General features: G+C 43.3%; 23 protein-coding genes, 1 tRNA gene and 2 pseudogenes. 18 read left to right on the top strand and 8 right to left on the bottom strand.

Annotated elements, in window-relative coordinates; translation table 11 throughout:
• Positions 1 to 194 precede the first annotated feature (194 nt).
• The 3 genes from AACT52_RS20605 to AACT52_RS20595 all read left to right on the top strand — a co-directional run bounded on the left by AACT52_RS20605 (position 195) and on the right by AACT52_RS20595 (position 5,992).
• Positions 195 to 2,900, top strand: coding sequence for an MHYT domain-containing protein (locus AACT52_RS20605; RefSeq protein ID WP_073633137.1), 2,706 nt, complete (start codon positions 195 to 197; stop codon positions 2,898 to 2,900).
• A gap of 426 nt (positions 2,901 to 3,326) precedes the next feature.
• The gene (locus AACT52_RS20600; RefSeq protein ID WP_073633173.1) at positions 3,327 to 5,234 is read left to right on the top strand and encodes a CASTOR/POLLUX-related putative ion channel; all 1,908 of its coding nucleotides are present in this window, start codon (positions 3,327 to 3,329) and stop codon (positions 5,232 to 5,234) included.
• The gene (locus AACT52_RS20595) at positions 5,231 to 5,992 is read left to right on the top strand and encodes a serine hydrolase (RefSeq protein ID WP_083630444.1); all 762 of its coding nucleotides are present in this window, start codon (positions 5,231 to 5,233) and stop codon (positions 5,990 to 5,992) included. Before AACT52_RS20600 ends, AACT52_RS20595 begins: the two co-directional genes overlap by 4 nt.
• Before the next feature lie 17 nt (positions 5,993 to 6,009).
• Here AACT52_RS20595 and AACT52_RS20590 read toward each other — a convergent pair whose 3' ends face one another.
• Entirely contained in the window at positions 6,010 to 6,189 is a 180-nt protein-coding gene (locus AACT52_RS20590) for a hypothetical protein (protein ID WP_073633134.1), read from the bottom strand.
• A 68-nt stretch (positions 6,190 to 6,257) separates the two neighbouring features.
• Between AACT52_RS20590 and AACT52_RS20585 the strand changes: the two genes are divergently transcribed.
• Both AACT52_RS20585 and AACT52_RS20580 read left to right on the top strand, forming a co-directional pair.
• Positions 6,258 to 7,343 (top strand): RNA-guided endonuclease InsQ/TnpB family protein, encoded by a 1,086-nt coding sequence (locus AACT52_RS20585; protein WP_073633133.1) that lies wholly within the window; start codon positions 6,258 to 6,260, stop codon positions 7,341 to 7,343.
• A 138-nt stretch (positions 7,344 to 7,481) separates the two neighbouring features.
• A pseudogene (locus AACT52_RS20580) lies at positions 7,482 to 7,766 on the top strand (serine hydrolase); the annotation flags it as partial.
• 178 nt (positions 7,767 to 7,944) lie between these two features.
• On the opposite strand, the gene AACT52_RS20575 reads toward AACT52_RS20580, so the two are convergent.
• Positions 7,945 to 9,519: an alkaline phosphatase D family protein gene (locus AACT52_RS20575; protein ID WP_073633131.1), complete on the bottom strand. Its 1,575-nt coding sequence runs from the start codon at positions 9,517 to 9,519 to the stop codon at positions 7,945 to 7,947.
• A 568-nt stretch (positions 9,520 to 10,087) separates the two neighbouring features.
• Positions 10,088 to 11,899, bottom strand: coding sequence for a hypothetical protein (locus AACT52_RS20570; protein ID WP_073633130.1), 1,812 nt, complete (start codon positions 11,897 to 11,899; stop codon positions 10,088 to 10,090).
• Positions 11,900 to 13,022: 1,123 nt separating this feature from the next.
• Between AACT52_RS20570 and AACT52_RS20565 the strand changes: the two genes are divergently transcribed.
• The 3 genes from AACT52_RS20565 to AACT52_RS20555 are packed head-to-tail and all read left to right on the top strand — an operon-like array spanning position 13,023 to position 13,845.
• Entirely contained in the window at positions 13,023 to 13,283 is a 261-nt protein-coding gene (locus AACT52_RS20565; RefSeq protein WP_198940967.1) for a hypothetical protein, read from the top strand.
• Complete coding sequence (locus AACT52_RS20560) at positions 13,280 to 13,546, top strand: ribbon-helix-helix domain-containing protein (RefSeq protein ID WP_041039187.1); 267 nt, start codon at positions 13,280 to 13,282, stop codon at positions 13,544 to 13,546. The genes AACT52_RS20565 and AACT52_RS20560 overlap by 4 nt, the downstream gene beginning before the upstream one ends.
• Positions 13,543 to 13,845 (top strand): type II toxin-antitoxin system RelE/ParE family toxin, encoded by a 303-nt coding sequence (locus AACT52_RS20555; RefSeq protein WP_073633127.1) that lies wholly within the window; start codon positions 13,543 to 13,545, stop codon positions 13,843 to 13,845. The genes AACT52_RS20560 and AACT52_RS20555 overlap by 4 nt, the downstream gene beginning before the upstream one ends.
• A gap of 434 nt (positions 13,846 to 14,279) precedes the next feature.
• Here AACT52_RS20555 and AACT52_RS41465 read toward each other — a convergent pair whose 3' ends face one another.
• The 3 genes from AACT52_RS41465 to AACT52_RS20530 all read right to left on the bottom strand — a co-directional run bounded on the left by AACT52_RS41465 (position 14,280) and on the right by AACT52_RS20530 (position 17,310).
• Positions 14,280 to 16,448, bottom strand: coding sequence for a caspase, EACC1-associated type (locus tag AACT52_RS41465; protein ID WP_083630442.1), 2,169 nt, complete (start codon positions 16,446 to 16,448; stop codon positions 14,280 to 14,282).
• A gap of 10 nt (positions 16,449 to 16,458) precedes the next feature.
• Positions 16,459 to 16,839 (bottom strand): hypothetical protein, encoded by a 381-nt coding sequence (locus tag AACT52_RS20535; protein WP_073633126.1) that lies wholly within the window; start codon positions 16,837 to 16,839, stop codon positions 16,459 to 16,461.
• 384 nt (positions 16,840 to 17,223) lie between these two features.
• Positions 17,224 to 17,310 (bottom strand) — tRNA-Ser (locus tag AACT52_RS20530).
• A gap of 214 nt (positions 17,311 to 17,524) precedes the next feature.
• On the opposite strand from AACT52_RS20530, the gene AACT52_RS20525 reads away from it, so the two are divergent.
• The 5 genes from AACT52_RS20525 to AACT52_RS20505 all read left to right on the top strand — a co-directional run bounded on the left by AACT52_RS20525 (position 17,525) and on the right by AACT52_RS20505 (position 20,682).
• The gene (locus tag AACT52_RS20525; RefSeq protein WP_073633172.1) at positions 17,525 to 18,745 is read left to right on the top strand and encodes an RNA-guided endonuclease InsQ/TnpB family protein; all 1,221 of its coding nucleotides are present in this window, start codon (positions 17,525 to 17,527) and stop codon (positions 18,743 to 18,745) included.
• Positions 18,746 to 18,787: 42 nt separating this feature from the next.
• The gene (locus AACT52_RS20520) at positions 18,788 to 19,156 is read left to right on the top strand and encodes a 2Fe-2S iron-sulfur cluster-binding protein (RefSeq protein WP_073633125.1); all 369 of its coding nucleotides are present in this window, start codon (positions 18,788 to 18,790) and stop codon (positions 19,154 to 19,156) included.
• 34 nt (positions 19,157 to 19,190) lie between these two features.
• Positions 19,191 to 19,709, top strand: coding sequence for a thermonuclease family protein (locus tag AACT52_RS20515; protein ID WP_073633124.1), 519 nt, complete (start codon positions 19,191 to 19,193; stop codon positions 19,707 to 19,709).
• Positions 19,710 to 19,789: 80 nt separating this feature from the next.
• Positions 19,790 to 20,296, top strand: coding sequence for a hypothetical protein (locus AACT52_RS20510; protein WP_233154020.1), 507 nt, complete (start codon positions 19,790 to 19,792; stop codon positions 20,294 to 20,296).
• Entirely contained in the window at positions 20,293 to 20,682 is a 390-nt protein-coding gene (locus AACT52_RS20505; RefSeq protein ID WP_073633123.1) for a hypothetical protein, read from the top strand. The genes AACT52_RS20510 and AACT52_RS20505 overlap by 4 nt, the downstream gene beginning before the upstream one ends.
• A 33-nt stretch (positions 20,683 to 20,715) precedes the next feature.
• Here the strand turns inward: AACT52_RS20505 and AACT52_RS20500 are convergent, their stop codons facing one another.
• A complete protein-coding gene (locus AACT52_RS20500) occupies positions 20,716 to 20,790 on the bottom strand; it encodes a hypothetical protein (RefSeq protein ID WP_233154023.1) in 75 nt (24 codons plus the stop codon).
• Entirely contained in the window at positions 20,783 to 22,102 is a 1,320-nt protein-coding gene (locus AACT52_RS20495; protein ID WP_233154019.1) for an RNA-guided endonuclease InsQ/TnpB family protein, read from the bottom strand. Before AACT52_RS20495 ends, AACT52_RS20500 begins: the two co-directional genes overlap by 8 nt.
• A gap of 59 nt (positions 22,103 to 22,161) precedes the next feature.
• On the opposite strand from AACT52_RS20495, the gene tnpA reads away from it, so the two are divergent.
• The 5 genes and pseudogenes from tnpA to AACT52_RS20475 all read left to right on the top strand — a co-directional run bounded on the left by tnpA (position 22,162) and on the right by AACT52_RS20475 (position 26,938).
• The gene (gene tnpA, locus AACT52_RS20490; RefSeq protein ID WP_073633171.1) at positions 22,162 to 22,566 is read left to right on the top strand and encodes an IS200/IS605 family transposase; all 405 of its coding nucleotides are present in this window, start codon (positions 22,162 to 22,164) and stop codon (positions 22,564 to 22,566) included.
• Positions 22,567 to 22,992: 426 nt separating this feature from the next.
• Positions 22,993 to 23,193: pseudogene (locus tag AACT52_RS41460) on the top strand (DUF3011 domain-containing protein); the annotation flags it as partial.
• Between the two features lie 40 nt (positions 23,194 to 23,233).
• Positions 23,234 to 23,404, top strand: coding sequence for a hypothetical protein (locus AACT52_RS20485; protein ID WP_233154018.1), 171 nt, complete (start codon positions 23,234 to 23,236; stop codon positions 23,402 to 23,404).
• Positions 23,405 to 23,867: 463 nt separating this feature from the next.
• Positions 23,868 to 25,661, top strand: a complete 1,794-nt coding sequence (locus AACT52_RS20480) for a tetratricopeptide repeat protein (protein WP_083630440.1) — start codon at positions 23,868 to 23,870, stop codon at positions 25,659 to 25,661.
• 458 nt (positions 25,662 to 26,119) lie between these two features.
• Positions 26,120 to 26,938, top strand: coding sequence for an inositol monophosphatase family protein (locus tag AACT52_RS20475; RefSeq protein ID WP_073633120.1), 819 nt, complete (start codon positions 26,120 to 26,122; stop codon positions 26,936 to 26,938).
• The last annotated feature ends 33 nt before the right edge of the window (positions 26,939 to 26,971 follow it).

Raw genomic sequence — 26,971 nt, 5'->3', positions numbered from 1 at the left:
AGAGTTACTATCAAAATTATTTTGTTATAGAGTAATCTCACCCAATGGTCGTACGTTAATATGCGTAAGTAACAATTATTTCAATAATATGATGCCAAGGGTAATGGATTTAGTGCCATTGGATGAGTAAAAAATCACTATAAAATCACAAAAAAGTTAAATTTTATAAAATTATTTTGCTTGAGGTTAACCTGATGCTTCAGGGAGATTTAGTTCTTAGTAGCACATACGATTCGCGCCTTGTAGGGCTTTCGATTGTGATTGCAGTCCTTGCCTCATACACCGCGCTTGATTTAGCTGGGCGGGTAACGGCAGCCAAGGCATCCGCGAGAATTGCTTGGTTAATTGGTGGCGGAATCGTCATGGGCATTGGTATTTGGTCAATGCACTTTGTTGCCATGCTTGCCTTCAGTCTGCCGATGCCGATGTCCTACGATATGTGGACTGTGTTGGTTTCAATGCTGCCTGCCATTATCGCTTCTGGAGGTGCGCTTTATCTCGCCAGTGAAGAAGTCTTAAGCATCTGGCAATTGCTGATTGGCGGTGTCGTCATGGGTATTGGGATCGCGCTCATGCACTACATTGGAATGTACGCGATGCGGATGGAAGCAACTACCGGATATGATCCGTTGCTGTTTGTGCTTTCTGTGGCGATCGCCATTGGTGCATCAATTGTCGCATTATGGATGGCGTTCCAACTCCGCAGACAGACGAGCGCCACTGGCGGGAGGACAAAAATTGGCAGTGCACTTGTCATGGGGGCAGCAATTGCTGGGATGCACTACACAGGTATGGCAGCAGCTCGCTTCAAGGCAACCAACCCACGAGCAATCATTACGCCCCAGGCGATGACAAACTCCCTCACCTGGCTGGCTGTTGGCATAGGCGTGGCTACCGTTGTCATCTTGGGTTTCGCGTTGATGACTTCGTTTGTCGATCAGCGTTTGGCTGCGTCTGCAAAGCTTTTGGAACAGCAAGAAGTCGAAACTCAACGTTCACAGTTGTTTACAGAAATTACCCTACGCATTCGGCGATCGCTTAAATTAGAAGATGTCCTCAACAGTAGCGTCAAGGAAGTTCGTCAAGCATTAACAACAGACCGTGTCATTATCTATCGCTTCAATCCTGATGGTGGTGGCAACATCATCGCCGAGTCAGTGGCAGATGGTTGGGTGAAAACCTTAGGGCAAAAGGTCAATGACCCTTTTCGGGAAGATGACATAGAAATGTATAAAAATGGTAGAGTCCGAGCTACCAACAATGTTTTCACAGCAGGCTTTACAGATTCCCATAAGAAGATTTTAAAAGATTTTCAAATCAAGGCAAATTTAGTTGCACCGATTTTAAATCATAGTCAGCTCGTAGGGTTATTATGTGCCCATGAGTGTTCTAGACCTCGGAATTGGCAAAAATCTGAAATTGATTTGTTTAGACAACTCGCAATTCAAGTTGGAATTGCCTTAGAACAAGCCAATCTTCTTGATGAACTTCAACAGGCGCAAAGAGTGTTGCGGCTTCGCGATCGCGCCATTGCAGCAGCGAGTAACGCCATTTTCATTACTGACGCGCATCAAAAAGACAATCCGATCATCTTTTGCAATCCTGCTTTTGAAACAATCACAGGCTATTCATTAGAAGAAGCGCTTGGGCGCAACTACCGATTTTTACTAGGAGGCGACACAGGGCAAACGACTGTTGAACAAATACGCGACACAGTGAGCGATTCGAGTGAATGCCAAATTGTGAAGAATTACCACAAGGACGGTACCCCGTTTTGGAGTGAATTAACGGTTTCTCCAGTGCGAGACGCATTTGGACGAGTCACAAATTTTATTGGAGTGGTATCTGACATTACCTTACGCAAGCAGGCAGAAGAAGTTTTAAGGCATAGTAAAGAAGCTCTCCAAAGTCAGCTTTTAGAACTTATTAGTGACGTTAAAGAAGCAACCAATGGCGATTTAACTGTTCGAGCTAAAATTTCAGTCGGTGAAATTGGCATAGTTGCTGATTTTTTAAATACCATTATCAACAGCTTGCGGCAGATTGTCACTCAAGTCAAAACAGCGGCACACCAAGTGAATGTTTCTGTTGGGGAAAACTCTGGTGCCATCCAGCAATTGGCGGATAAAGCGCTCACACAACTCAGCGATATTACTCGCACCCTTAAGGAAATCGATAGTATGACTGTCTCGATTCAAGCAGTCGCTGAGAACGCCTACCAATCAGCTCAAATCATTCACACGACCTCTAACAAAGTAGAGACAGCTGGAAAAGCAATGGATTTGACTGTCAACAGTATCTTGAGTATACAACAAATCGTTGCTGAAACAGCCAACAGGGTGAAGTATGTGGGCGAAACTTCGCAAAAAATCTCCTCCCTTGTGTCCTTGATGAACCAAATCGATATGCAAACCAACTTGCTAGCCATCAATGTTGGTGCTGAGGCTGCGTGGATGGGTGATGCAGGTCGAAACTTTGTCGCAGTGGCGGAAGAAATTGCTCAATTGGTTGCCCAGTCTAACGAAGTGACCAAAGAAATTCAACACATCTTCGAGAACATCCAATTGGAAACAAGCGAAGTGGTTAAAGCCATAGAACAAGGAACAACCGAGATGGTGGAAGGAGCAAATGTTGTCGAAGATGCCAAGCTTAACCTCATGCAGATTTTAGAAGTATCTCGTCAGATTGACTATTTAGTGCAGTCGATTTTTACAGCAACAATATCTCAAACGCAAACATCTCAAACCGTTGTGTCGTTGCTCAAAAAAGTTGCCCAAGCTTCGGAACGCACTGCTGATTCGTCTGGCATAGTGTCTCGCTCTCTACAACAAACACTAGAAGTGGCACAGCAGTTACAAGACTCTGTCGGGGTATTTAAAACAGAAGCACACAGCGAATAATAGTATGAGTAAGTTAATATAATCCTGATGGCTTACAGCGCTTTTCAAATAAATAAACCACGCTTTAGGGGCACGGCAATGCCGTGCCCCTACAAAAATATGTGGTTCAATTAACTGAAAATAGCTGTAAAATATCAGTCTCTAAAGGTTCACGCGTAGGGTATTTGATGCTCAAATAAGCAAACCAATAACTGATATTATCAATAGATAAGTTTTTCAGCCCGCTTTTTGAAAGACCGAATTTGGCATCAGTTTTATGATTGAACTTTAGGATATAACCAGTAACTTTCCCAGTGGAATCGTGATGAGTGTTTCTGTAGAGAAAAAGATTTGTTTTCTTTGAATTCAAAAAATATGATGATTAAGAGAAAATTTCAAAATAGAGTCTCTTGGCAAAAGCGCCTACAGTATAACTTCGACAATTTTATGTCGAAGGGAGGATTTTCTGTCTTTCTGGCATTATTGTCATTGTTTTTTGGTGCTTTTGTTATCATGACAATTGCCCGTTACATCTCTGAATTGTTGTTTCCCAATGAAAATTTGGAAAATTCCCCGGATTTGTACTGGGACGTATTCGTGCAGTTGATCGGGTTAAGAGACACAGGAGACAATGCCAATTTTGCGACTAAATTTGTTGGTGTTATCACAATTTTTGTTGGCTTAGTGTTGTTCTCCAGCCTGGTAGCCTTTATTACCCAGCAATTTGAATCAAGACTCCAGTTACTGCGTAAGGGGAAAAGCCCTGTAGTAGAAGAGAACCATACCTTAATTTTAGGATTCACCGACAGAATTATAGATATTCTTAGAGAGTTAGTATTCGCTAATGAATCCGTTGCAGACGCAGTCGTTGTTATCTTATCTCAACAAGATAAAGAGGAGATGGATGATTTCCTCCGCAATAATTTAGCTGAACTCAAAACGACACGAGTGGTGACTCGCAATGGCTTAACGACTAATTTAAATGACCTAAATAAAGTTGGAGTCAAAGTTGCCAAATCGGTGATTATTTTGAATGATGCCAAAGCTTCAGATCCTGAAGAAAGCAAGACTTTAGCTGATGCACGAGTTGTCAAAGCCATCCTAGCAGTAGTGGCAGCTAATGAGGAAGACTCCTTGCCGCCTATTGTTGTAGAATTACACTCCCAACAATATCGCCGACTTGCTGAAAATATTGCTCCAGGAGCAGTCACCACTCTAAATGAAGCTGATATTTTGGCTAGAATTTTAGTTCAAACCTCGCGGAGTGTAGGACTAGCCTCAGTTTATTTAAACTTGGTAGGTTTTGAAGGTAACGAATTTTATTTCTATCGCCCAGAAAAAGGCTGGCAAAGCTTAAGTTTTGGTGAATTGCCATTTCATTTCTCAAATGGTACTCCCATAGGCGTGCGTCATGTAGATCTGCGCCTGACAATAAAACCCAGTCAAAATTACCAGCTCGCTGAAAATGATGAAGTTGTCATTCTGGCAGAAGATGACTCTACGATTGAGTTTCATCCACAACCTGTAGTGCAGCCTAAAAATTTTGGCTATGGAGGCGATCGCAAAACCCTAGAGCGAAAACCTGAGAAGCATCTTATTATTGGCTGGAACAACAAAACTCCAATTATCCTCAAAGAATATGCTAAATACATAGTTGAAGGTTCACAAGTCAACTTGGTGGTAGAGGATTTAACACCAGAGGTGCAAGCTGAATTTGATAAGATTGCCCAAGATTACTTACACATAAAGATGGCTGTCCTACAAGCTAATTTGGATTCAGTTGAGCAGCTTCTTCACTTCAAACCTTATAACTATGACAGCATCTCAATTCTGGCAGGTAGCGGAGCAAATGCTGAAGAAATAGATGCTAAAACCCTCACCATTTTGTTAGAACTGCGGCAAATATTCCGGGAGTATACCACCGAAACCGGAAACAAAGTTACGACAGAATTGATTGCAGAAATAATTGACTCAGAAGACACCGACTTGGTCATCAAAGCAGGTGTTAAAGACTTTCTCCTTACCAACCAACTTGTCTCTAAAATTTTAGCTCAGGTTTCCCAAGAACCTGACGTCATGTCCATCTATCGCGATTTGTTCTCAGTGGAGGGAAGCGAACTGTATATCAAGCCCATATCGCTTTACTTTCCAACCGAACAGCTTGGCAAGTTGACTTTCGCTGACTGTGTAAAAGCTGCACAAAAGCGTGACGAGTTGTGCATTGGCATAAAAGTTAACGCACTAGCTCAGGATAAGGAAAAGAATTTCGGTATTGACTTAGTACCGAATCTGGATAAGCAGTTAAATCTCAGTTTCAATGATGCACTGATTACTTTAGCTGAAGATGAAACATGACCATGGACAAAAAAAAGAAACCGCGAACCACGCGATGCTTGAACTGTTTAGCAGGCGCTCTGTATCTTTTTTGCTTGGTATCTATCTCCCCTGCCCAGGCTGGATCGCTGACGGACACCTCTGGGCTGCAACGGAAGTTGGAAGCTGTTGCAAAGGGATCTGATGGTCGGGTTGGGATCTGTGCAGAGGAGATCAAATCGGGTGCCATTGCCTGCGTCAACGGTGACCAACGTTTCTCGCTCCAGAGTGTCATGAAGTTGGTCGTTGGTGCTGCTGCAATGGATGCAATTGATCGTGGTCAGATGCGTCTTGAGGATGTTATAACTGTCCGCAAGAACGACTTAAGCCTTTATGTCCAGCCGATTGCCGATCTCGTTGCACAACGTGGAGAAGTAAGGACAACTGTCGCCGATCTGATTTCTCGTGCAATTATTGAGAGCGATAGTGCTGCGACAGATCTTCTTTTTGCACAGGTTGGCGGTGCGGAAGGTATACAGACGTTTTTGAAAACGAAGAAGATTTCAGGTCTGCGCGTGGATAGGGACGAGAAACACCTCCAAACTGAGATTGTCGGTTTGATTTGGCGACCTGAGTACGTTGATGCAGATGTGCTTGACAAAGCGATAAAAGCTGTGCCGTCCAGTCGCCGTGACGCCTCTTTTGCCGCCTACTTGAAAGACGAGCGTGATACGGCGACGCCACGAGGGATGGTGACTTTCCTGAGTGCTCTTGCCAGGGGGAAGGGAACTGTAACTTAATTTCTAGTCACATCTGTTCATTGCTTATCATTTTGACAAGATTCTTCTAAAATCAATTGGTCAACAAAATCTCTTAGCCGTTCTTGCCAGTTGGGAACGGCTTTAAGTTTTTCCCTTACCCCTGGTAAAACCTTGAACTGTACTGGGACTTTATCATATGCAACTTGATTATCTGATCTAAACAAAGTTCTTGACATTGTTAATTCGCTATTAAACTGGTATACTAGATATCATATCAAGATTAAGAAGTTCAAAAGATAATTGAATGTTGTTAGGTTTCAAAACAGAATTGAAACTGAATAATCAGCACCGCATAGCATTAATGAAGCATTGTGGCGTAGCGCGTCATGCTTGGAATTGGGGTCTTGGACTGACAAAACAGATATTAGACCATAACAAAGTTAATCCTGATTCTAAGATTAAATTTCCTAGTGCTATTGACTTGCACAAATGGCTGGTTGCATTAGTGAAATCTGAAAACGAGTGGTATTATGAATGTTCAAAATCCACTCCACAGCAAGCATTAATGGCTTTACGGGAAGCTTGGAAACGTTGTTTCAACAAGACTGCTGGCGTTCCAAAGTTCAAGAAAAAAGGTAAACGTGACTCTTTCACACTTGAAGGTACTGTTAAAATTCTAGGCAATAACAAGATTCAAGTACCTGTAATAGGTGTTCTCAAAACTTATGAACGATTACCACAAGTATTAACTAAGTCTTGTACAATATCTCGTCAAGCCGATAGATGGTTTATAAGTTTCCGTTTTGAAGTAAACCAACAGGACTGTTTATCAGACACTGTTGTAGGCGTTGACCTTGGTGTTAAAGCACTAGCCACTCTCTCTACTGGTGAGGTGGTTTTAGGTGCAAAGTCTTACAAAAAACATGAAGCGAAATTGTCCAGAATGCAATGGTTGAATCGCCATAAAATCATCGGTTCAAATAACTGGAAGAAAGCACAATTGCAAATAGCTAGGCTTCACATGAAGATAGCCAATATCCGTAAGGATACGTTGCACAAGCTCACTACACTACTAGCCAAGAACCACGGCACAGTAGTTATTGAAGACCTGAATGTATCCGGTATGATGGCTAATCACAAATTGGCTAAGGCTATCGCTGACATGGGCTTTTTTGAATTCCGTCGCCAGTTAACCTACAAGTGTGAACTATATGGTTCTAAGCTGTTAGTCGTTGATAGGTGGTTTCCATCTAGCAAGATTTGCTCAAGCTGTGGGACAAAAAAAGAAACACTCGCATTGAATGAGAGAGTGTTTGAATGTGGTCATTGTGGTTTTGTCATTGACCGCGATTTGAACGCAGCAGTCAATTTGAAGAAAATCGCCAGTTAGGCGAGGTTAGCCTGTGGACTGGTTGAAGCCGACTTCTCCAGGATGAAGCAGGAAGTAAGCGAAACTTAGATTTTGTACATAGCTTTGATAAGCTTTGACTAATTCTGAGTAGGATTTATGTAACGGAAACTCCTTTCAGCCAAATCGACCGCGCATCTCTTAAAAGTGATGCAGCGAACCGTAACCTTTCCAGATCGCTTGAAAGCAGGAGTACCGGAAGGCTGGACACTTGGTCATAAAACAGGAACGAGCCTTACCTGGAGGGGCGTTACTGCGGTGACCAATGATGTCGGAATACTCACCGCACCGGATGGTGGTAGAATCTCAGTTGCTGTTTTTGTGGCAGAGTCACGGCGATCCTCAAAGGAGCGTGCAAAAGTCATCGCAGCGACAGCTAAAACGATTACGAGTTCTTATCGCTAGAACCCAATATGGTTCAGATAAGACCAAAACCATTGTCAACAAGAGCCAGAGGCTCTAATATCTCGTTACCAGGTTGAACCTGGTAACGAGGGTTTGGAGGCTTCGCCTCCTGTTGCAACTCTTGCAAGATCTCAGTTGACCTAAATTCTAAATGCAATTGAATGCGGTGATATCGAATCTAAGCACGTTCAGCGCCAGGTCGCCCGTTTTGGGTTACAAACGAAGCTAAGGTACTAATGGTTGCACTCTGTTCGCGGATGGTGGAAACAACGCGGTAGTCACTTTGCCAAGTCTCGTGTGTAAGATGACAACGCACGTAGCCGCGATTTTTGCCGTCGAAGAATTTAGTATGAGGATTGTTGCTGAGGGCTGCTACAGTCGGGGGAATGAAGACCTCAGGGAAGTCGGAGGAAATTGAGGTACCCACGAATTCAGTGGCGACAGTGGGCGAGTTTGGGTTGTTGAAGTCAGTTTTTAGGTCGTGTACCCAGCTCGAATGAATGTCACCAGTAATCACAACTGGGTTATTGGGTTGACGCTGTTGGAGAAATTGTAATAGGCGATCGCGTGCAGCGACATAACCATCCCACTGATCCAAGTTGAAGACTTCTTGGTTTGGGAGGGCATTAAAATCATATTGTCCCAGCATGACTTGCTGAGCAATCACATTCCAGCGAGCTTGCGAATCACTTAAACCTTGGAACAGCCACTGTTCTTGCTCTGTGCCTGTCATAGTTGCATTGACGTCAAACGCTTCAGAACAACGGGGTTTTAAGCCGTCATCGCAAGGCTGATCGCTGCGGTACTGGCGGGTATCTAGGACATTAAACTCAGCAATGTCCCCAAAGGCGAAACGCCGGTAAAGCTGCAAATAAGGACCTTGAGGCAGCGATGACAAGCGTAGGGGCATATGTTCGTAGTAAGCTTTGTAAGCGTTTGCCCTACGAGTCACAAACGCCTCTGAACTTTGATTTTCTTCAGGAATGAAGCTAGCATAATTGTTTTCGACTTCGTGGTCGTCCCAAGTGACGATCCAGGGAAAAGCCGCATGAGCCGCTTGTAGGTTAGAGTCAGTTTTGTAAAGGGCGTGGCGGTTCCGGTAATCGGTAAGGGTGACAATTTCCGGGCTATTATGTTGACGTGGACCTCCGGGTTGCGGTCCATACTCATAAATATAGTCACCCAAATGAACGACTAAATCTAGCTCCTCTTGAGCCAAGTGCTGGTAAGCTGTGTAATAACCGTTCTGCCAGTCCTGGCAATTGACGAACCCAAAGCGAAATTTATCAACACGAGCATCACGCGCTGGAGCTGTACGGGTGCGTCCGACGGGACTAATTTCATGACCCACCTTGAACTGATACCAATACCAACGCTCAGGCTGCAACCCACCTACTTCTACATGGACAGAGTGGGCAAATTCAGGAGTGGCGATCGCCCTACCCCGTCGCACAACTTTTCTCATGTTTTCATCCAGAGCAACTTGCCACTGCACAGGCACATTAACATCCGGCATACCACCGCCATTTAACGGTTCTGGAGCCAATCGCGTCCACAGCACCACACTATCTGGTAAGGGATCACCAGAAGCAATGCCGAGACTGAAAGGATAAGCAGAAAAACTTGGCTGTGCAACAACTCTCTGAGTCCAAAGACTGGCGAGCGTGCTTGCAGTCATAGCCCCTGCACCAATGAGAAAGCGTCGCCGCGGGGCTTTGCTCGATAGTAAGCGCTCGAAATGAAAACGCTCCATACGCATCCTTTTTGTAAATTCTTAAATTTGTTAATTCTTAAAATAGAGAAGAAACTGAAAGCTGAATAATAGTTAACTAATTGCCAACATGATGACATACCAAATCCGATTTCCATACTCCCGTTTCTAAGTCTGCAGTCTTTTTTTGATAAGTCGCAACACTTATAGCCCTAAAGCTACATAGAGATTATGGATACGGATTTGGTATGAAACCCAGCTCAATCTAGCAACCTTAACTTATCAACTGGGTATTAACTAACCATTAAGAGCTTGTTAATGTTGAGATAAAGACTTACTAACAATAAGGATGGATGGTAGCCTTGTAGATACAGTGATATCAAGTCCAGTAATACAATCTTAATAACTACGTAGTGAGGACTTTAGTCCTCTTTGCCTGATATACCAAGGACTCTAGTCGTGATTACAAACAAATTTTATTATCGAGAATTTACTCCAGATAAGAGTCAAAAGTAAGGTGCGTTGGGCGCTTTGATTATGTTTTTTATGACAACGTATATCGAAAGGCTGCGCCTAACACACCCTACAGTAATTTTATTTTTACTTTTCGTTACATACTTGTAAATTTTTCCGTCCACTTACTTAGCTGTTGATTCATTTCCCCGACTTGCAGATCAACAACTCTATCAATCTGCTTGGAAAATTCTTCGCATAAGTCTAAAAGTACATTTTCTAAATATTCAGTTTTCACATATTCGGTCATTAAGTGCTGTAAAAAATCCAGTCTCTCTTGAATCTCATGTAGATTCTGGTTGCTATTAGTTCTTTCATCTAGCACATTCACTTGCTGTTGTACTTTTTCCAACTGCTGCTTTATGTGAATTGTATTCTGATTGTACTTGTCTAATAGCACATGGATTTTATTTATTTCAGGATTATATTTATCTACATTTTTTCTCAGTTCAATGTTCTCATTTCGTAAGTTAATAACACTAGTATCTAGGTTTTCTACATGCTTTTGTCTGGTACTTATCTGATGTTCCAGAACCTGCTGCTGTTGCTGTAAGTGTTCTATTTTTGATGTTAATTCTCTGACGATTTGGAATTTCAGTTTTTCAACTTCTTGCTTTAATCCCTCAACTTGAGCCGAGGAAAGTTCAACAACACTAGATTGAAAAAGGCGTTGATGATCAAGCTGTTGCAAGGCGGACTTTATGTCAGTTTGAAGTTGAGTTAACTCGTCAGAAATGGTAGTAATATTGAGAGATTCTAGTAAAGCTAAACGCTCATCAACACCAGCAACAAATTTCTTTAGCTCATTAGAATCAACTGATTCTGGAGCAAGAGGTAGGTTATTAAAATGCTCTTGAAGCCGATTGACTATCTGAGCTATACGTTGAATTGCTGCTGGTTCTGAACGGGCTATGAAATTCTGAGCTAAAGCGTTTAACTGATTATCGAGTTTTGTAATCGATGTTTGTATTTCACCTACATCAACTGGCTCTGGAGGAGCAGGTAGATTCTCAAAACGTAGTTTTAAAGTATCTAATTCTCCTGCAATCTTTGCAATTGCTGCTTCCGTCACTGTTTTATCTGATTGCAGCTGCTTGATTGCTGAAACCAAACGATTAATATTATCTTTATACGTTGTTGAATTTTTTCTTTCTATTTCAGTTAAACGCTCTTCCAAATAATTAGGGTCAAAAGAAGGAGTTTTTGAGTATTGTTCGATAATATGATTAATTTGGCTTTGAAGTTTAGCACTATCGCTATTGACTTGGTTGAGGTCGAAAGCTTGCAATTGTGCTTGCAAAGCTTTGACTTGCGCTTCTGTCTCATTCTTGATTTCATTAAGCGCTTCCTTCAACTCTTCAATTGCTTGTACCTCTGGTTTGGCATTAACCTGTCTTGTCAAGCTATCTAATTGACTACTAAGGTTGGTAATTGTGCGCTCTATCTCACTTGTATTAACTTCTGTGTAAGTAGGAAGATTGTCCAAACGTACGGATAGGGTGTTGAAAAGATTATTTAGTTCAGTAATCTCTGTTTTGAACTGCTTAACCTCTTGTGTTTCCGGTCGAGTATTGAACTGTTCGGTAAGCGTGCGAGTTGTTTGCTGTACCTGAAGTAAAGATTTGAATACAGGATCAAGATCTACACTCTGGGTTGGCAAAGTCTGAACTTGCTGATCCAAGGAATTGATAGCTTGATGCATTTCAGATACTGTAGTTTTGTTGTACTGCCGTATCTGTTGCTGAAATTTTGACCTATTTATTAAATTGAGCGACAGTGCAACAGTTAAAGGAACAGATACATACATCAGTTGTTGAGAGACTACTGAGACTATTGAGCCAACAATACAACTGACAACCGAGCAACCTTCTACAACTTGTAACCAGTTGTATTGCTTGACAGAGTTCATTTCCAGACCTCGGTAGCGAGCTTACTTTTATAACATTACCAAGAAAATAACCAGGTCTGGAAGTTAACTCATAAAGTTATTAAAGTTACAGTAAAAATCCGATGAAGAAATTGCGATTGCTCTTTTTGTATGGGTAACGCATAGCTGGAGAAGCATTAGCTCAAGTCTTTTCGTTAAAAATCGTATAGGTGAATGTACTTGGGAACGGAAGGCGATCGCTCTATAGGACGCCACACTTTGCACCATCGCCTTTGAAACATAATCGTAGGAATTTGAAACTGATTTTCTTGAATAAGCTACGATAAATCCAAGCACATTCCCAAAGCCACTAATGTCTGAATCAGTTCAGTACGTTACCAACCAACAAGGAGAGCGAGTTGGTGTACTCGTGACATTCTCCCAGCACTGATTCGGAGTACCGAATGAGCGTGTGGGCTTCTCCAAGTCGCCCCGGAGAAATTTCCTGCTTCATTGGTCGCATCTAGGCTTGCAATACGAGCGAATGCTTGCCCCCGATAACGATGCCTCCACAGGCAGTTTAGAGACTCAGTCAGGCCCCACGGAGTCTTTGTACAAAAAGCAAAAAGCTTTGTACAACCAAACCAAACTGGTTTTACGCATTGATGGTTTCATGCATGAAGCAATCTTTCTCAATGCAACGCCCTACCAATTGTCATGGTTCTGTACCGTTCCCAACGTATGCCCTTCGGGCACGCACTCGCGTTCGCACTGTACACCTTGCAAGCAAGTTCGTTTGTGTCGAGTGGTCAGTGGGAGCGCTGATAAGACTATGATAGCATATGTTTAGACGTCGTATAGACATATTTATCATGAAAGCTAAAGGATTACATATTAGGATTAGCGAACGTAGATTGAATAAAATACGGATGTATGCCGCAAATAAGGAAAAGACGATTACTCAAATTATTGAAGACTATATTGACCGACTACCGACCACAGAGATTGACAATTCCTCAACCACCCCACTTCTTAAATAACCTGTGGTTATTGTCAGTCGGGGATGTTTTCGTCACTGTCCGGCGCAAGACCGGCCACGCTCACGGAGTACCGTTATAGTGGGGGACTTACGCCGAATTAGTTAAATTTGGAAACATACCATCAGTTGACTAACACATCAACATCTGATGCTGAAATTTTAACTGGCTTGAGCCAGAATGAACTGCAAGCCTTGGCAGAAAGTCTGTTGTCTCCAAAAGCTCAAGTTCAATTGGAGGATTTGCTAGGTAGAAATGCGGAACACCAACTCTCGGCTGATGAAATTGCCACTTTAGACCGTTTATTGGAACAGGTTGACCAACTAAATATTCTTAAGACTAGAGCAAGGTACACCTTGAATAAGTTTCATCTGAGGTTTAAATTATGAACATCTCACTTAAACCCGAACATGAGCAATTTATCCAAGCACAAATTGCTAGTGGTAAATTTGCCAATGCAGATGAGGTTATTGATTTAGCATTTAAACTTTTAGAAAAATTGGATAATGAGTATATCCAATGGCTTGAACAAACCCGTCAAAAAGTGGAAGTGGGACTGGCTCAAATTGAGCGAGGTGAAGTGATTGATGGTGAAGTTGTGATAGACAGACTAAGAGAAAAATTGCGGAAAGCGCGTGAAGCTCAAGAATGAGCCGATATGTCATCTCTCTACAAGCAAGTCGAGATTTAGAAGAAATTATTGATTATTTTGCCAGTCGCAACGTTGAAGCAGGAGAGAGATTTGTCAGCGAGTTTAATAAAAAGTGCGAAAACTTAGCTAAGTTTCCCAGTATGGGACGTAGCTATGCAGAGATTGTACCTTTATTACGTGGCGTTCCTTTAAATAGTTACATTATCCTTTACCAAGTTTTAGAAGATGGTATTGTGATTGTGCGGGTGGTTAGTGGTTATCGCAATTTAGAATCTTTATTTTCAGATTTAGATGATTAGTGCAATCTCTATAAGTCTTGTGGACAAGTATTAGAATCTCCTGGATGAGTATCAAAGACTTGTGAACGAGTATCAAACACTCAAGCGCGAGTATCAAAACCTCATCCACAAGTATCAAACACTCAAGCGCGAGTATTAAAATATCGTGAATGAATATCAAAGACTCATTAACGACTATCAAAGATTCGTGGACGAGTATCAAACACTCATCAGCGAGTATCAAACACTCGTTAGCCAGAGAAAAGAAACCATTGGGATAAGCAGAAAGTACACCAGTGTACACTAGGTGCATGAAGTAGCAGAAAAATTTATCCGCGCCAACGGATATCTCCCCTCGGTGCCAGGTATTGAAATTTACCAAATCTTGATTCTACCGTGCAAGCATGAGCTGCAATAAATATTCATAAAATTCTGGAACGCTTAAATGTTACAGTTTACAAGTCTTGATGCGAGAGAAGAGACACTCCCCACCGCAAACACCCCCCTGGGAGGTGTCCCGCAGGAGCAGTTGTATCAAAAGTGACTTCACTATAAGAGACCCACTTTTCTTTCACTCTCCATCCCACGTCTTTCACTCTCCATCCCACGCGAGCGCCAAATTTATTCCAGGCTTCTTCGTAGTATTCGCCGTCCGTCTTACCACCAACACTTAGATAAATTTTCTTTTGAACGCTGAAGCCAAAGCGCCCATTGCTGTATTTTAGCCACAGTTGGTCAACCGTACGCAGATCAGCACAGGGAAAGTTTAACAGTTCTTCATCTCTAATGTAGTCATTTTCCTTGCGACCTACAGCTTGAAGCATCACCAGGTAAGTTTCATAGTCAGCTTCTTTCCACTTTTGTGCTGCCAGTAAGTCTCGCAGTTTTGTGTAGTTTACGCCTTTTTCCAAACTAAGGTCATCTTCGATGGTATGCGATTGACAAGTCTCGATGCGAGAGAAGAGAAACCAACATCCATCCTTTCCCCCAAACCAAAATCCTCCACCAAGGGGGGTGAAAGGGAAGTAACCCTTATAAGGTGCTGAGGTATGAAAACTTACATTATCATTATCTGAAATCCAGTTTCCCTGCACTCTCCATCCCACGCGATCGCCAAATTTTTCCCAGGCTTCTTGATGGTATTTGCCGTCAGGCTTGCCACCAACACTAAGGTAGATTTCCTTCTGAACGCTGAAGCCAAAGCGCCCATTGCTGTATTTTACCCACAATTGGTCAATTGTACGGAGGTCAATACAGGGAAAGGTTAAGAGTTCTTCCCTCTTAATCCAATCATTTTCCTTGCGTCCAACAGCCTGTAGCATCACCAAATAAGTTTCATAGTCAGCTTCTTTCCACTTTTGTGCTGCCAGCAAGTCTCGCAGTTTAGTGTAGTCTACCCCTTTTTCCGAACTGAGGTCATCTTCATTAGTTGTAGGGGGTGAGGGTTCAACAGGCTTAGTATCTTTTGCTACCTTTACCTGTGAACCCGCCGCCTTATCCGGCTCCCCTCCCTGCTTGCGGGGAGGGGCAGGGGGTGGGGTTAAACGCTCCTCTATTGGCGCGATGTCTTCATCTCTAAGTTGCAAAAGTTGCTGCAAGCGCTTCAAATCCTCTCGCGTGCGATCGCTGAGAGTACCTTCATCCTCTATCGCCTCAGTCAGTGCTTCTTCATATTCTTGTAGATTTTGCTGGCGCTGGCGGTAAGGCTCCAGGACTTCGTTCTCAATTTTTCTTGCCGAATCTGGCGACAAACTCAGTTCACTCTGCCGTCGGTTGAGAATCCGGCGTCCTACACGCGAAAGTTGACCATCTCGGATGCACCGTTCTACTTCCTTACGATACTCCAATATTGGATCGCCTATCGGAGCTTTTGCCAGCTGAATTTTGTAGCCCTCTCTAACAGCAAAAATTCCTGGCTTCATTGCGGGTGCTGCTTCCTGCACTTTTCTACAGACGTACTCATGCAGTTCATTTACGGAAACCACACCGTCATTGTCAGTATCCGCAGCGCCTTTCTCAATTCCTTCTACAAGATAGCGGGTATAAACTGATAAATCTGAACCCTGTTGTTCAAAAGAATACTGAGTGGCAGTCGAAGAAGTGAGAACTGCGCGTCCTTCTACGGACTGTGGTTTTTTAGTCTCTACCAGTTGGTTCTTGATATCCAAACTGCCATCATCTTTCGCCCTCATGCCTTCAGCAAATGCACCGCTAAAGCAGCAGTCAAGAATAATTACCTGTCGCCGCGAACGGCTATTTTCCATGACATCGTGTATCAAGCTAGCAGCAACAGCGGTCGTTCTGACCAATTCTCCCTTAGCATTTTTGCGGGTTTGGCGAGTTGCCAGGTAAAGCCTGCCGCTATCATCTTTAATCCCATGACCGGAAAAATACAGTAGCACCAGGTCATCTTTTTGGCGATTGAAGAATAGCGTTTCAATCGCTTCTTCCATTGTCTGCCGTTGGGGATTTTTCAGCACTGTGATATCGCCTGGTGCAAACCCGCCCATATCTTGATGCTGCAAAACTCGCTGCATAGCATCGACATCTTTAACAGCCCCAGGCAAGGAGTTTAAGCCAGGTTCGTACTCACTAACCCCAATCAGCAGTGCAATTTTCGCCATGTTTGCTAGTCTACTCTGTTTCCACCAATTCCTGTATTGCCTTGACTGCTGCTTCTAACTCTTGCCGGCTGCTAGCTTTTATCTTAATTTTCTTGCCGTTTGCCTCTGCTTCCACTTCAATGAGTTTATTGCCTAGGCGATCGCTCAAAAACCCCCACACTTGCTTCACATTTTCCGGCTTAACAAAGCTTATCAGTTGAGCCACTACCCAGCCTGTCACCGACTTGGAACCTTCTGGTGCATTGGAGTTAATAACTCGGTCAACCGCTTCTACTTCATCCAAGTCTTTCATCTGTGCAAGAAGCTTCTGGACTTCCTTATCTTTTTCCTCGGCATCCAAGTCTGGATCGGTAAATGTAATGGTGAGTTTAACGTCTGATGTGTCTGCCATAATGGTAGTTTTGTTATAAATAATATTTACACTTGCGAGAATTCTACTGTATGTAGATATCAATCAAACAGTAGACTATTCCGGAAATTCAGCAATTGTAGCGCAGCATTACCCACCTTCAAACGTGCGGTGCGTTACAGCTCAAAATAATTCTACGTAACCCAAAAGACTTGTCGAGCCGTAACACACCCTACTTAAGCTGATAACTGATAACTGATAACTGATTTAATGCCTTGCGTCAGTTTCAACAGGAACTACAAATGGGTGCTTTAGTCACAGTGGATGAAGCAAAGGCGAAGGCAAGAATTTTACCAATTAACAGCAATACCTAAACATTCAGAAAATCTTAGGCAAATTAGTCTGCATCTTGGAGATATTATTGAACGGAGAGAGAGGGATTCGAACCCTCGTTGAAGTTGCCCCCAAACAGCATTTCCAGTGCTGCGCCTTCAACCACTCGGCCATCTCTCCAGGCGTCACAAGTTACGATTCTACAATGAAATAAATTAAAATGCAAGTAAATTTCAGTTTAACTGAATCGCCGGGAAGTCCCCATGTGCAGCGCAGCGGAACTTGGGGATGAAAGGCAGGAAAAGGAGGTACCTCCGGCTTGCAAATCCCTCTCAATATGTTTAGTGCAAATCCCACAATATAGTAAACTTATTGGAGAAAGGAGGTGTATCAAGTGCTGCACAAAGCTGTCAAAGTCCGTCTCTATCCAACACAAGAGCAAGAAGTACTGTTGGCTCAGCACTTTGGTTGCGCTCGTTGGTGGTGGAACTATGCCCTGAATAAGTCCATCGAAACCTACAAAGAGACGGGCAAGGGACTAAGCCAGTCAGCACTCAACGTACTGCTTCCTAAGCTGAAGAAAGATGAGGAAACCCTATGGTTGTCTGAATGCTATAGTCAGGTGCTACAAGCTGTTACCCTCAACTTAACGACTGCTTACAAGAACTTCTTTGATGGTCGTGCGAGGTTTCCACGATTCAAATCAAAGCATGGCAAGCAGTCCATTCAGTATCCCCAAAACGTCAAACTGGTAAATGGTTCCGTAAAACTGCCGGGTAAAGTTGGCACAGTTAAAGCCAAAATTCACAGAGATATTGAGGAGACAATCAAGACAGTAACAGTAAGTAAAGACCCATCAGGGAAGTACTATGCATCGATTTTGCTCGAAACTGAAGGAGAAAATCTACTTCCCTCAAGTGAGGGTAGGGTAATCGGTGTTGACTTGGGGTTGAAGCACTTTGCAGTAACTAGTGATGGTAGCAAGGTGTCAAAATTCGACAATCCTAAACACCAAGCTCGTCATGAGAAAAACCTCAAGCGTAAACAGCAAAAGTTAGCTAGGAAGCAAAAAGGGAGTAACTCAAGACACAAGTATAGAAACGTTGTCGCTAGAGTGTACGAACGGGTTAGCAACTCAAGAGCAGATTGTCTACATAAGCTTTCACGAAAGCTCGTCAATGAAAACCAAGTTGTCGTAGTGGAAAATCTATATGTCAAAGGCATGGTTCGTAATCATAATCTAGCAAAAGCTATATCTGATGTTGGGTGGGGAATGTTCACCAACTTTTTAGCCTACAAACTAGAAAAGAAGGGAGGCAAGTTGGTTGAAATTGATAGATGGTTCCCTAGTTCCAAGCTCTGCTCTAATTGTTACCACCAAGTTGACGAAATGCCCTTAGAAATAAGGGAATGGACTTGCCCTCACTGTGGCACTCATCACGACAGGGACGGTAACGCTGCAACGAACATTAGAGCAGAAGGAATCAGAATGCTAAAGGCGGATGGAGCGTCCGTCTCTGCTGTAGGAGGGGAAGTAAGACCAAAAGCTGGGCGCAAGTCTGTCTTGAGGCGTTCCCTGACGAGTACAGAAGCTCCGGATGCAGCGTTAGCCTAATCCGGAGTAGTTCACAATCCTAAATTAAAATCGAAAATTCCAATGTCCGAGACATACACTGTTAAAGTTCGCGATCGCGCCAAAGGCACAGTATACACCTTAGAAGTCCCCAAGGACCGCTACATCCTGCATACAGCCGAAAAACAAGGGGTGGAACTGCCGTTTTTATGTCGAAATGGGGCGTGTACCACTTGTGCTGTGCGGGTAATCTCAGGAGAGATTTACCAACCGGAAGCGATTGGACTATCGCCAGAGTTGCGGAAAAAAGGTTATGCCCTATTGTGCGTTAGTTATGCCCGTTCTGATTTGGAGGTGGAGACACAAGACGAAGATGAAGTCTACGAACTCCAGTTTGGGCGGTTTTTTGCTAAGGGGAAAGTTAGGGCGGGTTTGCCGTTAGACGAGGATTAAAATTTATTTCGCGCAAAGGCGCAAAGGCGCAAAGGTGCAAAAAATTGTAATTCTATTTTGCTTATTACTTCTGGTAGCTTGCCAACCTCAGAAGAAGGCGGAAGAAAGTACGCGGATACAGATAAAAGTTGCACAGGTGGTGAGTGGGCAAACTTTGGAGGTGGTGGGTATCGGCGATCAACCAAGTTTAATTTCTCAAGTGCGGTTGCTGAGTATCGATGCACCAGATTTGCAGCAGCGTCCTTGGGGAGATGCAGCAAAGGAACGCCTAGAAGCGCTGGTTGGGGAACAGCCTGTGAAGCTAGAGTTTGATGTGCAAATGAAGGACAAATTCGGGCGGACTCTGGCTTATGCGTGGAAAGATGAGGTTTTGTTGAATGAACAGCTGGTGAAAGAAGGGTATGCTCTGTTTGTGGGGCGATCGCCTAACCACAAATATGACTTACGCTTAGAACGTGCCCAGCAATGGGCGAGACTCATGGGGCAAGGAATTTGGAACCCAGAAAAACCCATGCGTCTCACTCCCGCTGAGTTTCGCCGTCAGTATCGTTAATAATTCGTATCGAAGCTGATCCGTCACGAATTTTCAACATTCAATGGTTTCAGAAACAAAGGAACTGGTAATCACCAAACTTGAGCAAGGATTACCTGCCATTACTCCAGCATTTGGTGCTACTGTCTTCAGAAGCCTGTGCCGTCTGCTTAACTGACCAAGGTCATACTCAAGGTGTAGAACTCAAAGTTAAAGGAGAATTCACCGCTGTTTTTAAACTGTATTGGCAAGAGGTTACAGACCAAATGCTACGGTGTTGGAACGATATCGAATACACTACAGAACAAGCAGCTTATGGCATTGCTTTTTTGGTAATACAAGAACTCACAGATTATACAGTTATCGAACGCTCTCGCAGAGGAACTGGATTTGACTACTGGTTGGGTAAGAAAGGTGAGACAAACGAACTACCATTCCAAAATGCAGTCCGACTAGAAGTTTCTGGAATACGCAAAGGCGATGACAGCCGAGTCAAAGCCAGAGTTAAACTGAAAGTTGAGCAGGTAAGTCCAACCGATGATACTCTACCGGCATACATCGTAGTAGTTGAGTTCAGTAACCCTTTAGCCTTCATCGTGAAAAAATGAGTCAGATTCGAGAGTTACATCAACAGGCAATGGATTTAGCCGAAATGGCAGAAGTTGCTAAACTAAGGGGCAACTTAACTCAGGCTGAACAATTATCTAGGCAAGCGTTTGAAAAAGAACTGCAAGCAGCTCAATTGATTGCCAGTGATGTTGAGGCAGAACCAACTCGTTCAGTGTTGCATCGTAGTGCCGCAACTCTTGCAATTGACTGTGGTAAAATTGACAGTGCAGAACGTTTGATAGCAATTGCTTTATCAGGAAACCCACCCCAAGAAATTGCTGAAGAACTTAAAGATTTATTTGTTCAAATGAACATTCACAAATATTTTGCGCGTCGGGGTATTGCATTTGATGAAACCAAACTTCAGCGCTTGATGACACAATAGTTACTTTGTAGCAAGTCGCATGAAGCTAGTACTTTAGGGCGATCGCTTGGCAAATAAAAGACAGGCTCGGATGTCTGTTTCGACTAAGCCTTCATACTCTTCAAGAATTTCTGTGATTGTTGCACCATGTGCAAGAAGAATGAACTACACGCGACCCGCCTATGCCTAACGGCACGCTGCGCGAACGGCGCTCGGTCGCGGTTTCTGACGCTTCATCTGAGCAACTTGCTTGAAGCTTCCGCACTCCTGTTGAGGTTGACTCATCTGCATCTGTAGAGGCACGTTCCATACCCCTTGCATAGTTGAGCATTACCATTGCTGCGGCTACATCCCTATCACATTGATAATCGCATTTTTCGCAATGATGTACTCTTTCTGTTAATGTTTTCTTTTTCTGATAACCGCAATTAGGGCAAGTTTGAGAAGGTTTAACTTTGACTGTCGGAATCTCAATGTAGAAGCCTCCAGCTTCGGTAACTTTATATTTAATCAGGTCTTTAAGATTACCTATTCCCACGTCAAGCAAAGACTTATTAAGTCCTGACTTTTGACGTTTTCTTTTGCCTTTAGATTTGCGAGTCATCCCTTTAAGGTTTAACTTCTCAGTCGCTACCAAGCTATTACAGCTAACTATTTGTGTAGAGAGTTTATGTTGCCAGTCTTGTCTTTGACGCGCAACTTTGGATTGTATTTTGGCTACTGCAAGCGATGCTTTTCTCCAACGTCGTGAAGGTTTCACACCTCTGTTTGGTGGTCTTTTTCTACGACTGGTTTTAGCTATTTTATTGATTTTGGTTTGAGCAGCTTTAACAAATCTGGGATTCTCAATCACATTGCCATTAGAATCTGCAATAGCATGGTGAGTACCAAAGTCTAAGCCAATAGCACCTGTATCTGTTTGATAACGAGATGGAACACAATCAACAGTGATTGAAGCATACCATTTACCTTGCTTAAACATGATTGTGCAAGTTTTAGGCTTACCCCAATCTCTAGCCTGACCGCGCATTTTTAAGTTACCTAAATTAGAGATTTTTAGATAACCATTCTTGCCGTTCGTGCAAGCTTTCCACCCAGATATACAAGGATAAGTCCATCCTTTATAATGGCGACTTGATTTAAACTTTGGGTACCCAGACTTGAGTTTAAAGAATCGCTTGAATGCAAAATCAACTCTTTTTACGGTGTCTTGTAAAGCATGACTACCAAGCTCTTTATACTCTGACCAACACTCTTTAAACTCAGGTAGACAATTTTGTTGGTCGAAATAATCTACTGATTTATTGAACTTTTTATATGAAGTTTTACGATGCTCAATACAAGCATTGTACAAATCTTTATGAAGTCGTCTCCAATAGTGCATTTTATCGGCTTGTATCTTTGAAGGATAAAGCCTGAAAGTAATTCGCTTGGTAGCCATAACATCTCGACCTATCTGTTATATTAGCTATTGTATTTATGCGGCTATACCTTGTCAATATGCAAGCTAGAAAAGCTTCTCATAGTGTTTTTAGCGTGCGACTACACTTTGTGTTTGTAACTCATTACCGACGTAAAGCGCTAAACGCAAAAATGCTCGACCGATTAAAAGAAATGGTCGAGCAAGTATCAAACAAAATGGATTGTCAGTTAATTGAGTTTAATGGTGAATCAGACCATGTACACATCCTGTTAGATTTCCATCCTAGAAACTCGATTGCAGCAGTAGTAGGAAGTTTAAAAAGTTCTACTACAAGAATGTTAAAAAAAGAATTTCCTGAAGAAGTAAAAAAGTATTATTGGGGTAAAGTTTCGTTTTGGTCTAATTCCTACTACGTTTCCTCTTGTGGTGGTGCGCCAATAGAAGTCCTAAAGAAATACATCCAAAATCAAGCTCGAAGATAGAAGCGAAGCACCTTCCCTACCCCGCCTATGCCTGACGGCACGCTGCGCGAACGGCGCTCGGGTAGGGACTGCCGCGCTGCGACGTTCAAAATATACTCAACAGTTAGGCGAATCCGGTTAATTAGTTACTAATCGATACCGAAAAGAGGCTGCGCCACCCCTCTGGGATGCATTGGAGAGGGGTAGGGAGTAGGCAATAGGGATATTGATAACTAACAAACGGATTTCATATAATACACAGAATTTGCTGTAGGTTGAGTCAGGCAAACGTTGCGTTTTGTTACAGGAAAAAGAGCCTTTTCAACCAAAAGTATTGAAACTGTTTAGGACGCTAAGTTTTCTAACTTCAGGTACACGCAAGTGTTTTTACAAATTTGGAATAATGAATATAGTTAGTTTTTTATTCAAGCACATCCAACATTTAATATGAGCGTTCGTTTTCCAATAATCGCTGGTACCTTGATGGCTACCACTGTTAGTCTAGGTACGCTTTTCAACTTTGCTGAGCCAGCTTCTGCTCGAGACACAATAACTTGTGAAAGCAGCAATAATCAGAGGAACACTTGTTCGGTAGATAGAGGAAGCGAAGTAAGGTTTGTCAGGCAATTGTCTGATGCTAGTTGTAGAGGAAATTGGGGGTATAACAGAAACCGTATCTGGGTAAGGAATGGCTGTCGAGCTGAGTTTTCAGTTAGCAGTAGCAGAGACGACAGATACGACAGAAATGACCGATACGATAGAAATGACCGATACGATAGAAATGACCGATACGATAGAAATGACCGATACGATAGAAATGACCGATACGACAGATATGACGGATACCGCAGATAAGTGAATCTACAGTCATTTTTGAGAGTCAGGTATATCAAAGTCTCTACACCAATTCGTAGGGACTTTATTTTTGTTAGAAATAACTTTGTAAGCTGAAAAAACAAGATCCCCGACTTCTTTAAGAAGTCGGGGATCTGAAGATTGCTATATTTTGATAAGTAGGTCGGTGTTAAAAATTGTCGTTATGACAAGGCAGGAGGCAGAGGGCAGAAGGCAGAAGGGAAGAGCTCTTGAAGCAACTTTACTTTTCGTTACATAGTTCGGTTTATTTGCACCGTTCTACTTAGTGTACAAAGTTATAGGCAATATCAAGTGCCAATAGCCCTTTATTCCAAAACCTCCTGGCGGATAGCGTGTCCGGACGACATAGGGACACGCACTGATTGTCATCAATGTGATCTGAAACCGCCGCTGTTTAAGTGAAATCGCTATAATACACGAAAAAAAGCGATACAACGTTACGGCAAATGCTCAAGCGACTTTGGCAGTGGCTCAAAAGGTTTTTTCAGCAGTTATTTGGCAGCAATCATCCGTCTCCTCAGTCAAGGAGAGAGACGACGATGCTAGAATTACCCAAACAACTGACAGATGCGGAGTATGAAACATTGTTCCTCCAACTGTTGGCAGGTGTGAATGAGGGCTGGAGTCGGGAACAGGTAAGAAATTTCTTGGATGTAAAGAATATCACTCAGGCAGATTTCGTGGAGTGGTTGCGGCACTTTGGTGAAAGATTGCTGGTATCAAGCGCCCAGAATACAGAGTTAGGTTCCCGGATGGTGCAGTTGGGTGAGTTGGGTGTTGGGGAAGTGGGAGAGGTGGCGGGTGATATTGGGATGCGGTTGTTGAGGCGGGGAGGAGAAACGAACCGCCAAGACGCGAAGGACGCCAAGGAAAGAGAGGAGGAAGATGCAGAAGCTTGGTATAACCGAGGTTATGAGCAATATAAGGCAGGGGATTTTGAAGATGCGATCGCATCCTATGACAGAGCAATTGAGATCAAACCCGACTTCCATCAAGCTTGGTTAAACCGGGGCGTGATGCTGTCTCTGTTAAAGCGATTTGAAGATGCGATCGCATCGTTGGACAAAGCACTCTTAATCAAACCTAACGAAGATGATGCTTGGAACTTTCGGGGCTTGGTGCTGAATAATTTAGAGCGATATGAAGAAGCACTCGCATCCTACGACAAAGCTATAGAAATCAAACCTGACTACCATGATGCTTGGAACAACCGGGGTTTGGTGCTGAATAACTTAGAGCGATATGAAGAAGCACTCGCATCTTACGACAGAGCAATAGAAATCAAACCCGACTACCATCAAGCTTGGTTCAACCGGGGCGTGGTGCTAGATAAGTTAGAGCGATTTAATGATGCGATCGCATCTTACGACAGAGCAATAGAAATCAAACCCGATTACCATGATGCTTGGTACTTCCGGGGTATGACGCTGGATACGTTAGAGCGATTTGAAGATGCGATCGCATCTTACGACAGAGCAATTGAAATCAAACCCGAGTATGATGAAGCTTGGTGCTTCCGGGGTATGACACTGGAGAAGTTAGAGCGATATGAAGAAGCACTCGCATCCTACGACAGAGCAATTGAAATCAAACCCGACTACCATCAAGCTTGGTACTTCCGGGGTATAACGCTGCTTGACTTAGAGCGATTTGAAGATGCGATCGCATCTTACGACAGAGCAATTGAAGTCAAACCCGACTACCATCAAGCTTGGTACTTCCGAGGTATGATACTGGAGAAGTTAGAGCGATATGAAGAAGCACTCGCATCCTACGACAGAGCAATTGAAGTCAAACCCGACTACCATCAAGCTTGGTTCAACCGAGGTATCACGCTGGAGCAGTTAGAGCGGTTTAATGATGCGATCGCATCCTACGACAGAGCAATTGAAATCAAACCCGACTTCCATGATGCTTGGTACAACCGGGGTGGGACGCTGGAGAAGTTAGAGCGGTTTGAAGAAGCACTCGCATCCTTCGATAGAGCAATTGAGATCAAACCCGACTATTACGATGCTTGGTTTAGGCAGGGCATGACACTGCTTAAGTTAGGGCGGTTTGAAGAAGCACTCGCATCTTTCGATAGAGCAATTGAGATCAAACCAGACAAATGGGAAGCTTGGTACTTCCAGAGCGAAGCGCTGGAGAAGTTAGGGCGATTTGCAGATGCGATCATATCCGCTAACAAGAGCAGAGAAATTACCCTCGACCGTATCCTTCTACAAGATCCTAGAAACTAAACTCAACAAAGATGAAACTTGGAACAACCTGGGCAATGTGCTGGATAAGTGAATACGGTTGCTGTTAAGGATTGTTGGTGAACATTGCACACGTGTAGAGACGTTGCATGCAACGTCTCTACATTGACGTTTTGATAAGGGTTTTGGTCTTATCACCAAGCGTATTGCTGGATAACTAGCGCGATTCCCTCGTTCCCAGCCTCAGGCTGGGAATGCATTTCCAAAGGCTCTGCCTTTGGGAACGAGCAGGCAGAGCCTACTTAACTGCGTTCCTACGCGGAGCGTAGGAACGAGAAAAAATAACGCGGAGCGTGGGAACGAGAAAAAATAAAAAACTTGTGGCTTGTTCCTTTCCCCTTTATAAGGGGAAAGGTGCCGGAGGCGGATAGGGGTAAACTTGACGTCTACCCTTAATTCGTAATTCGTAATAGGCTGATATTACGAATTATTAACTAGCCATGACTAATCTGCAAATCTTTTTGGATATTGCTACAGAAGCAGCCCTTGCTGCTGGTGCGGTGTTGCAAGATTATTTAGGTAAGGTACAAGATGCAGTTATTGAAAAAGGACGCCCTGGTGATTTGGTGACTGCTGCTGATAAAGCTGCGGAAGTCGTCATTTTAGATGTTTTGCGTCGTCACTTTCCTGACCACTCTATCTTGGCTGAAGAATCAGGGAAACTGGGAAATCAAGATAATGAATACCTCTGGGCAATTGATCCCCTAGATGGGACAACTAACTTCGCTCACCAATACCCCTTTTTTGCTGTTTCTATTGGGCTGTTGATTCAGGGTGTGCCGCAAGTTGGTGTCATTTATGACCCTTTCCACGATGAGCTATTTCGTGCCGCTCAAGGTTTAGGAGCTACGCGCAACCGTCGCCCTATAAAAGTTTCAGACACATCTGAACTAGGTAAAAGCCTGTTAGTTACAGGGTTTGCGTATGACCGTCGTGAAACATCTGATAACAACTATGCGGAATTTTGTCACTTGACTCATCTTACTCAAGGAGTACGGCGCAGTGGTTCAGCTTCCCTAGATTTGGCTCATGTCGCCTGCGGGCGTTTGGATGGCTATTGGGAAAGAGGTCTTTCTCCTTGGGATATTGCCGCTGGTGTGATTATATTACGAGAAGCCGGGGGAAAGGTGACTGCATATGATGGTAGTCCGTTAGATATTTCCTCTGGTAGAATTCTTGCCACGAATGGTTATATTCACGACAGCCTCAGTCAAGAACTTAAACAAGTTCCACCACTGTGTAGCGAGAAATCGGAGTAAACCGGAATCTACTATTCCAAACTCTCCTCTATA

It is taken from the genome of Scytonema sp. HK-05 (genome assembly GCF_963872035.1).
Lineage (GTDB): Bacteria > Cyanobacteriota > Cyanobacteriia > Cyanobacteriales > Nostocaceae > Kalymmatonema.
Note: the sequence above shows the minus strand (reverse complement) of the source record. Positions and strands in the feature narration are given on the sequence as shown.

What these genes read in the sequence shown, in the direction of transcription:
- AACT52_RS20605 (WP_073633137.1), top strand. Translation starts at nt 195, where the DNA reads ATGCTTCAGGGAGATTTAGTTCTTAGTAGCACATACGATTCGCGCCTT.
- AACT52_RS20600 (WP_073633173.1), top strand. Translation starts at nt 3,327, where the DNA reads ATGTCGAAGGGAGGATTTTCTGTCTTTCTGGCATTATTGTCATTGTTT.
- AACT52_RS20595 (WP_083630444.1), top strand. Translation starts at nt 5,231, where the DNA reads ATGACCATGGACAAAAAAAAGAAACCGCGAACCACGCGATGCTTGAAC.
- AACT52_RS20590 (WP_073633134.1), bottom strand. Translation starts at nt 6,189, where the DNA reads ATGTCAAGAACTTTGTTTAGATCAGATAATCAAGTTGCATATGATAAA.
- AACT52_RS20585 (WP_073633133.1), top strand. Translation starts at nt 6,258, where the DNA reads ATGTTGTTAGGTTTCAAAACAGAATTGAAACTGAATAATCAGCACCGC.
- AACT52_RS20575 (WP_073633131.1), bottom strand. Translation starts at nt 9,519, where the DNA reads ATGGAGCGTTTTCATTTCGAGCGCTTACTATCGAGCAAAGCCCCGCGG.
- AACT52_RS20570 (WP_073633130.1), bottom strand. Translation starts at nt 11,899, where the DNA reads ATGAACTCTGTCAAGCAATACAACTGGTTACAAGTTGTAGAAGGTTGC.
- AACT52_RS20560 (WP_041039187.1), top strand. Translation starts at nt 13,280, where the DNA reads ATGAACATCTCACTTAAACCCGAACATGAGCAATTTATCCAAGCACAA.
- AACT52_RS20555 (WP_073633127.1), top strand. Translation starts at nt 13,543, where the DNA reads ATGAGCCGATATGTCATCTCTCTACAAGCAAGTCGAGATTTAGAAGAA.
- AACT52_RS41465 (WP_083630442.1), bottom strand. Translation starts at nt 16,448, where the DNA reads ATGGCGAAAATTGCACTGCTGATTGGGGTTAGTGAGTACGAACCTGGC.
- AACT52_RS20535 (WP_073633126.1), bottom strand. Translation starts at nt 16,839, where the DNA reads ATGGCAGACACATCAGACGTTAAACTCACCATTACATTTACCGATCCA.
- AACT52_RS20520 (WP_073633125.1), top strand. Translation starts at nt 18,788, where the DNA reads ATGTCCGAGACATACACTGTTAAAGTTCGCGATCGCGCCAAAGGCACA.
- AACT52_RS20505 (WP_073633123.1), top strand. Translation starts at nt 20,293, where the DNA reads ATGAGTCAGATTCGAGAGTTACATCAACAGGCAATGGATTTAGCCGAA.
- AACT52_RS20495 (WP_233154019.1), bottom strand. Translation starts at nt 22,102, where the DNA reads ATGGCTACCAAGCGAATTACTTTCAGGCTTTATCCTTCAAAGATACAA.
- tnpA (WP_073633171.1), top strand. Translation starts at nt 22,162, where the DNA reads ATGCAAGCTAGAAAAGCTTCTCATAGTGTTTTTAGCGTGCGACTACAC.
- AACT52_RS20485 (WP_233154018.1), top strand. Translation starts at nt 23,234, where the DNA reads ATGGCTGTCGAGCTGAGTTTTCAGTTAGCAGTAGCAGAGACGACAGAT.
- AACT52_RS20480 (WP_083630440.1), top strand. Translation starts at nt 23,868, where the DNA reads ATGCTCAAGCGACTTTGGCAGTGGCTCAAAAGGTTTTTTCAGCAGTTA.
- AACT52_RS20475 (WP_073633120.1), top strand. Translation starts at nt 26,120, where the DNA reads ATGACTAATCTGCAAATCTTTTTGGATATTGCTACAGAAGCAGCCCTT.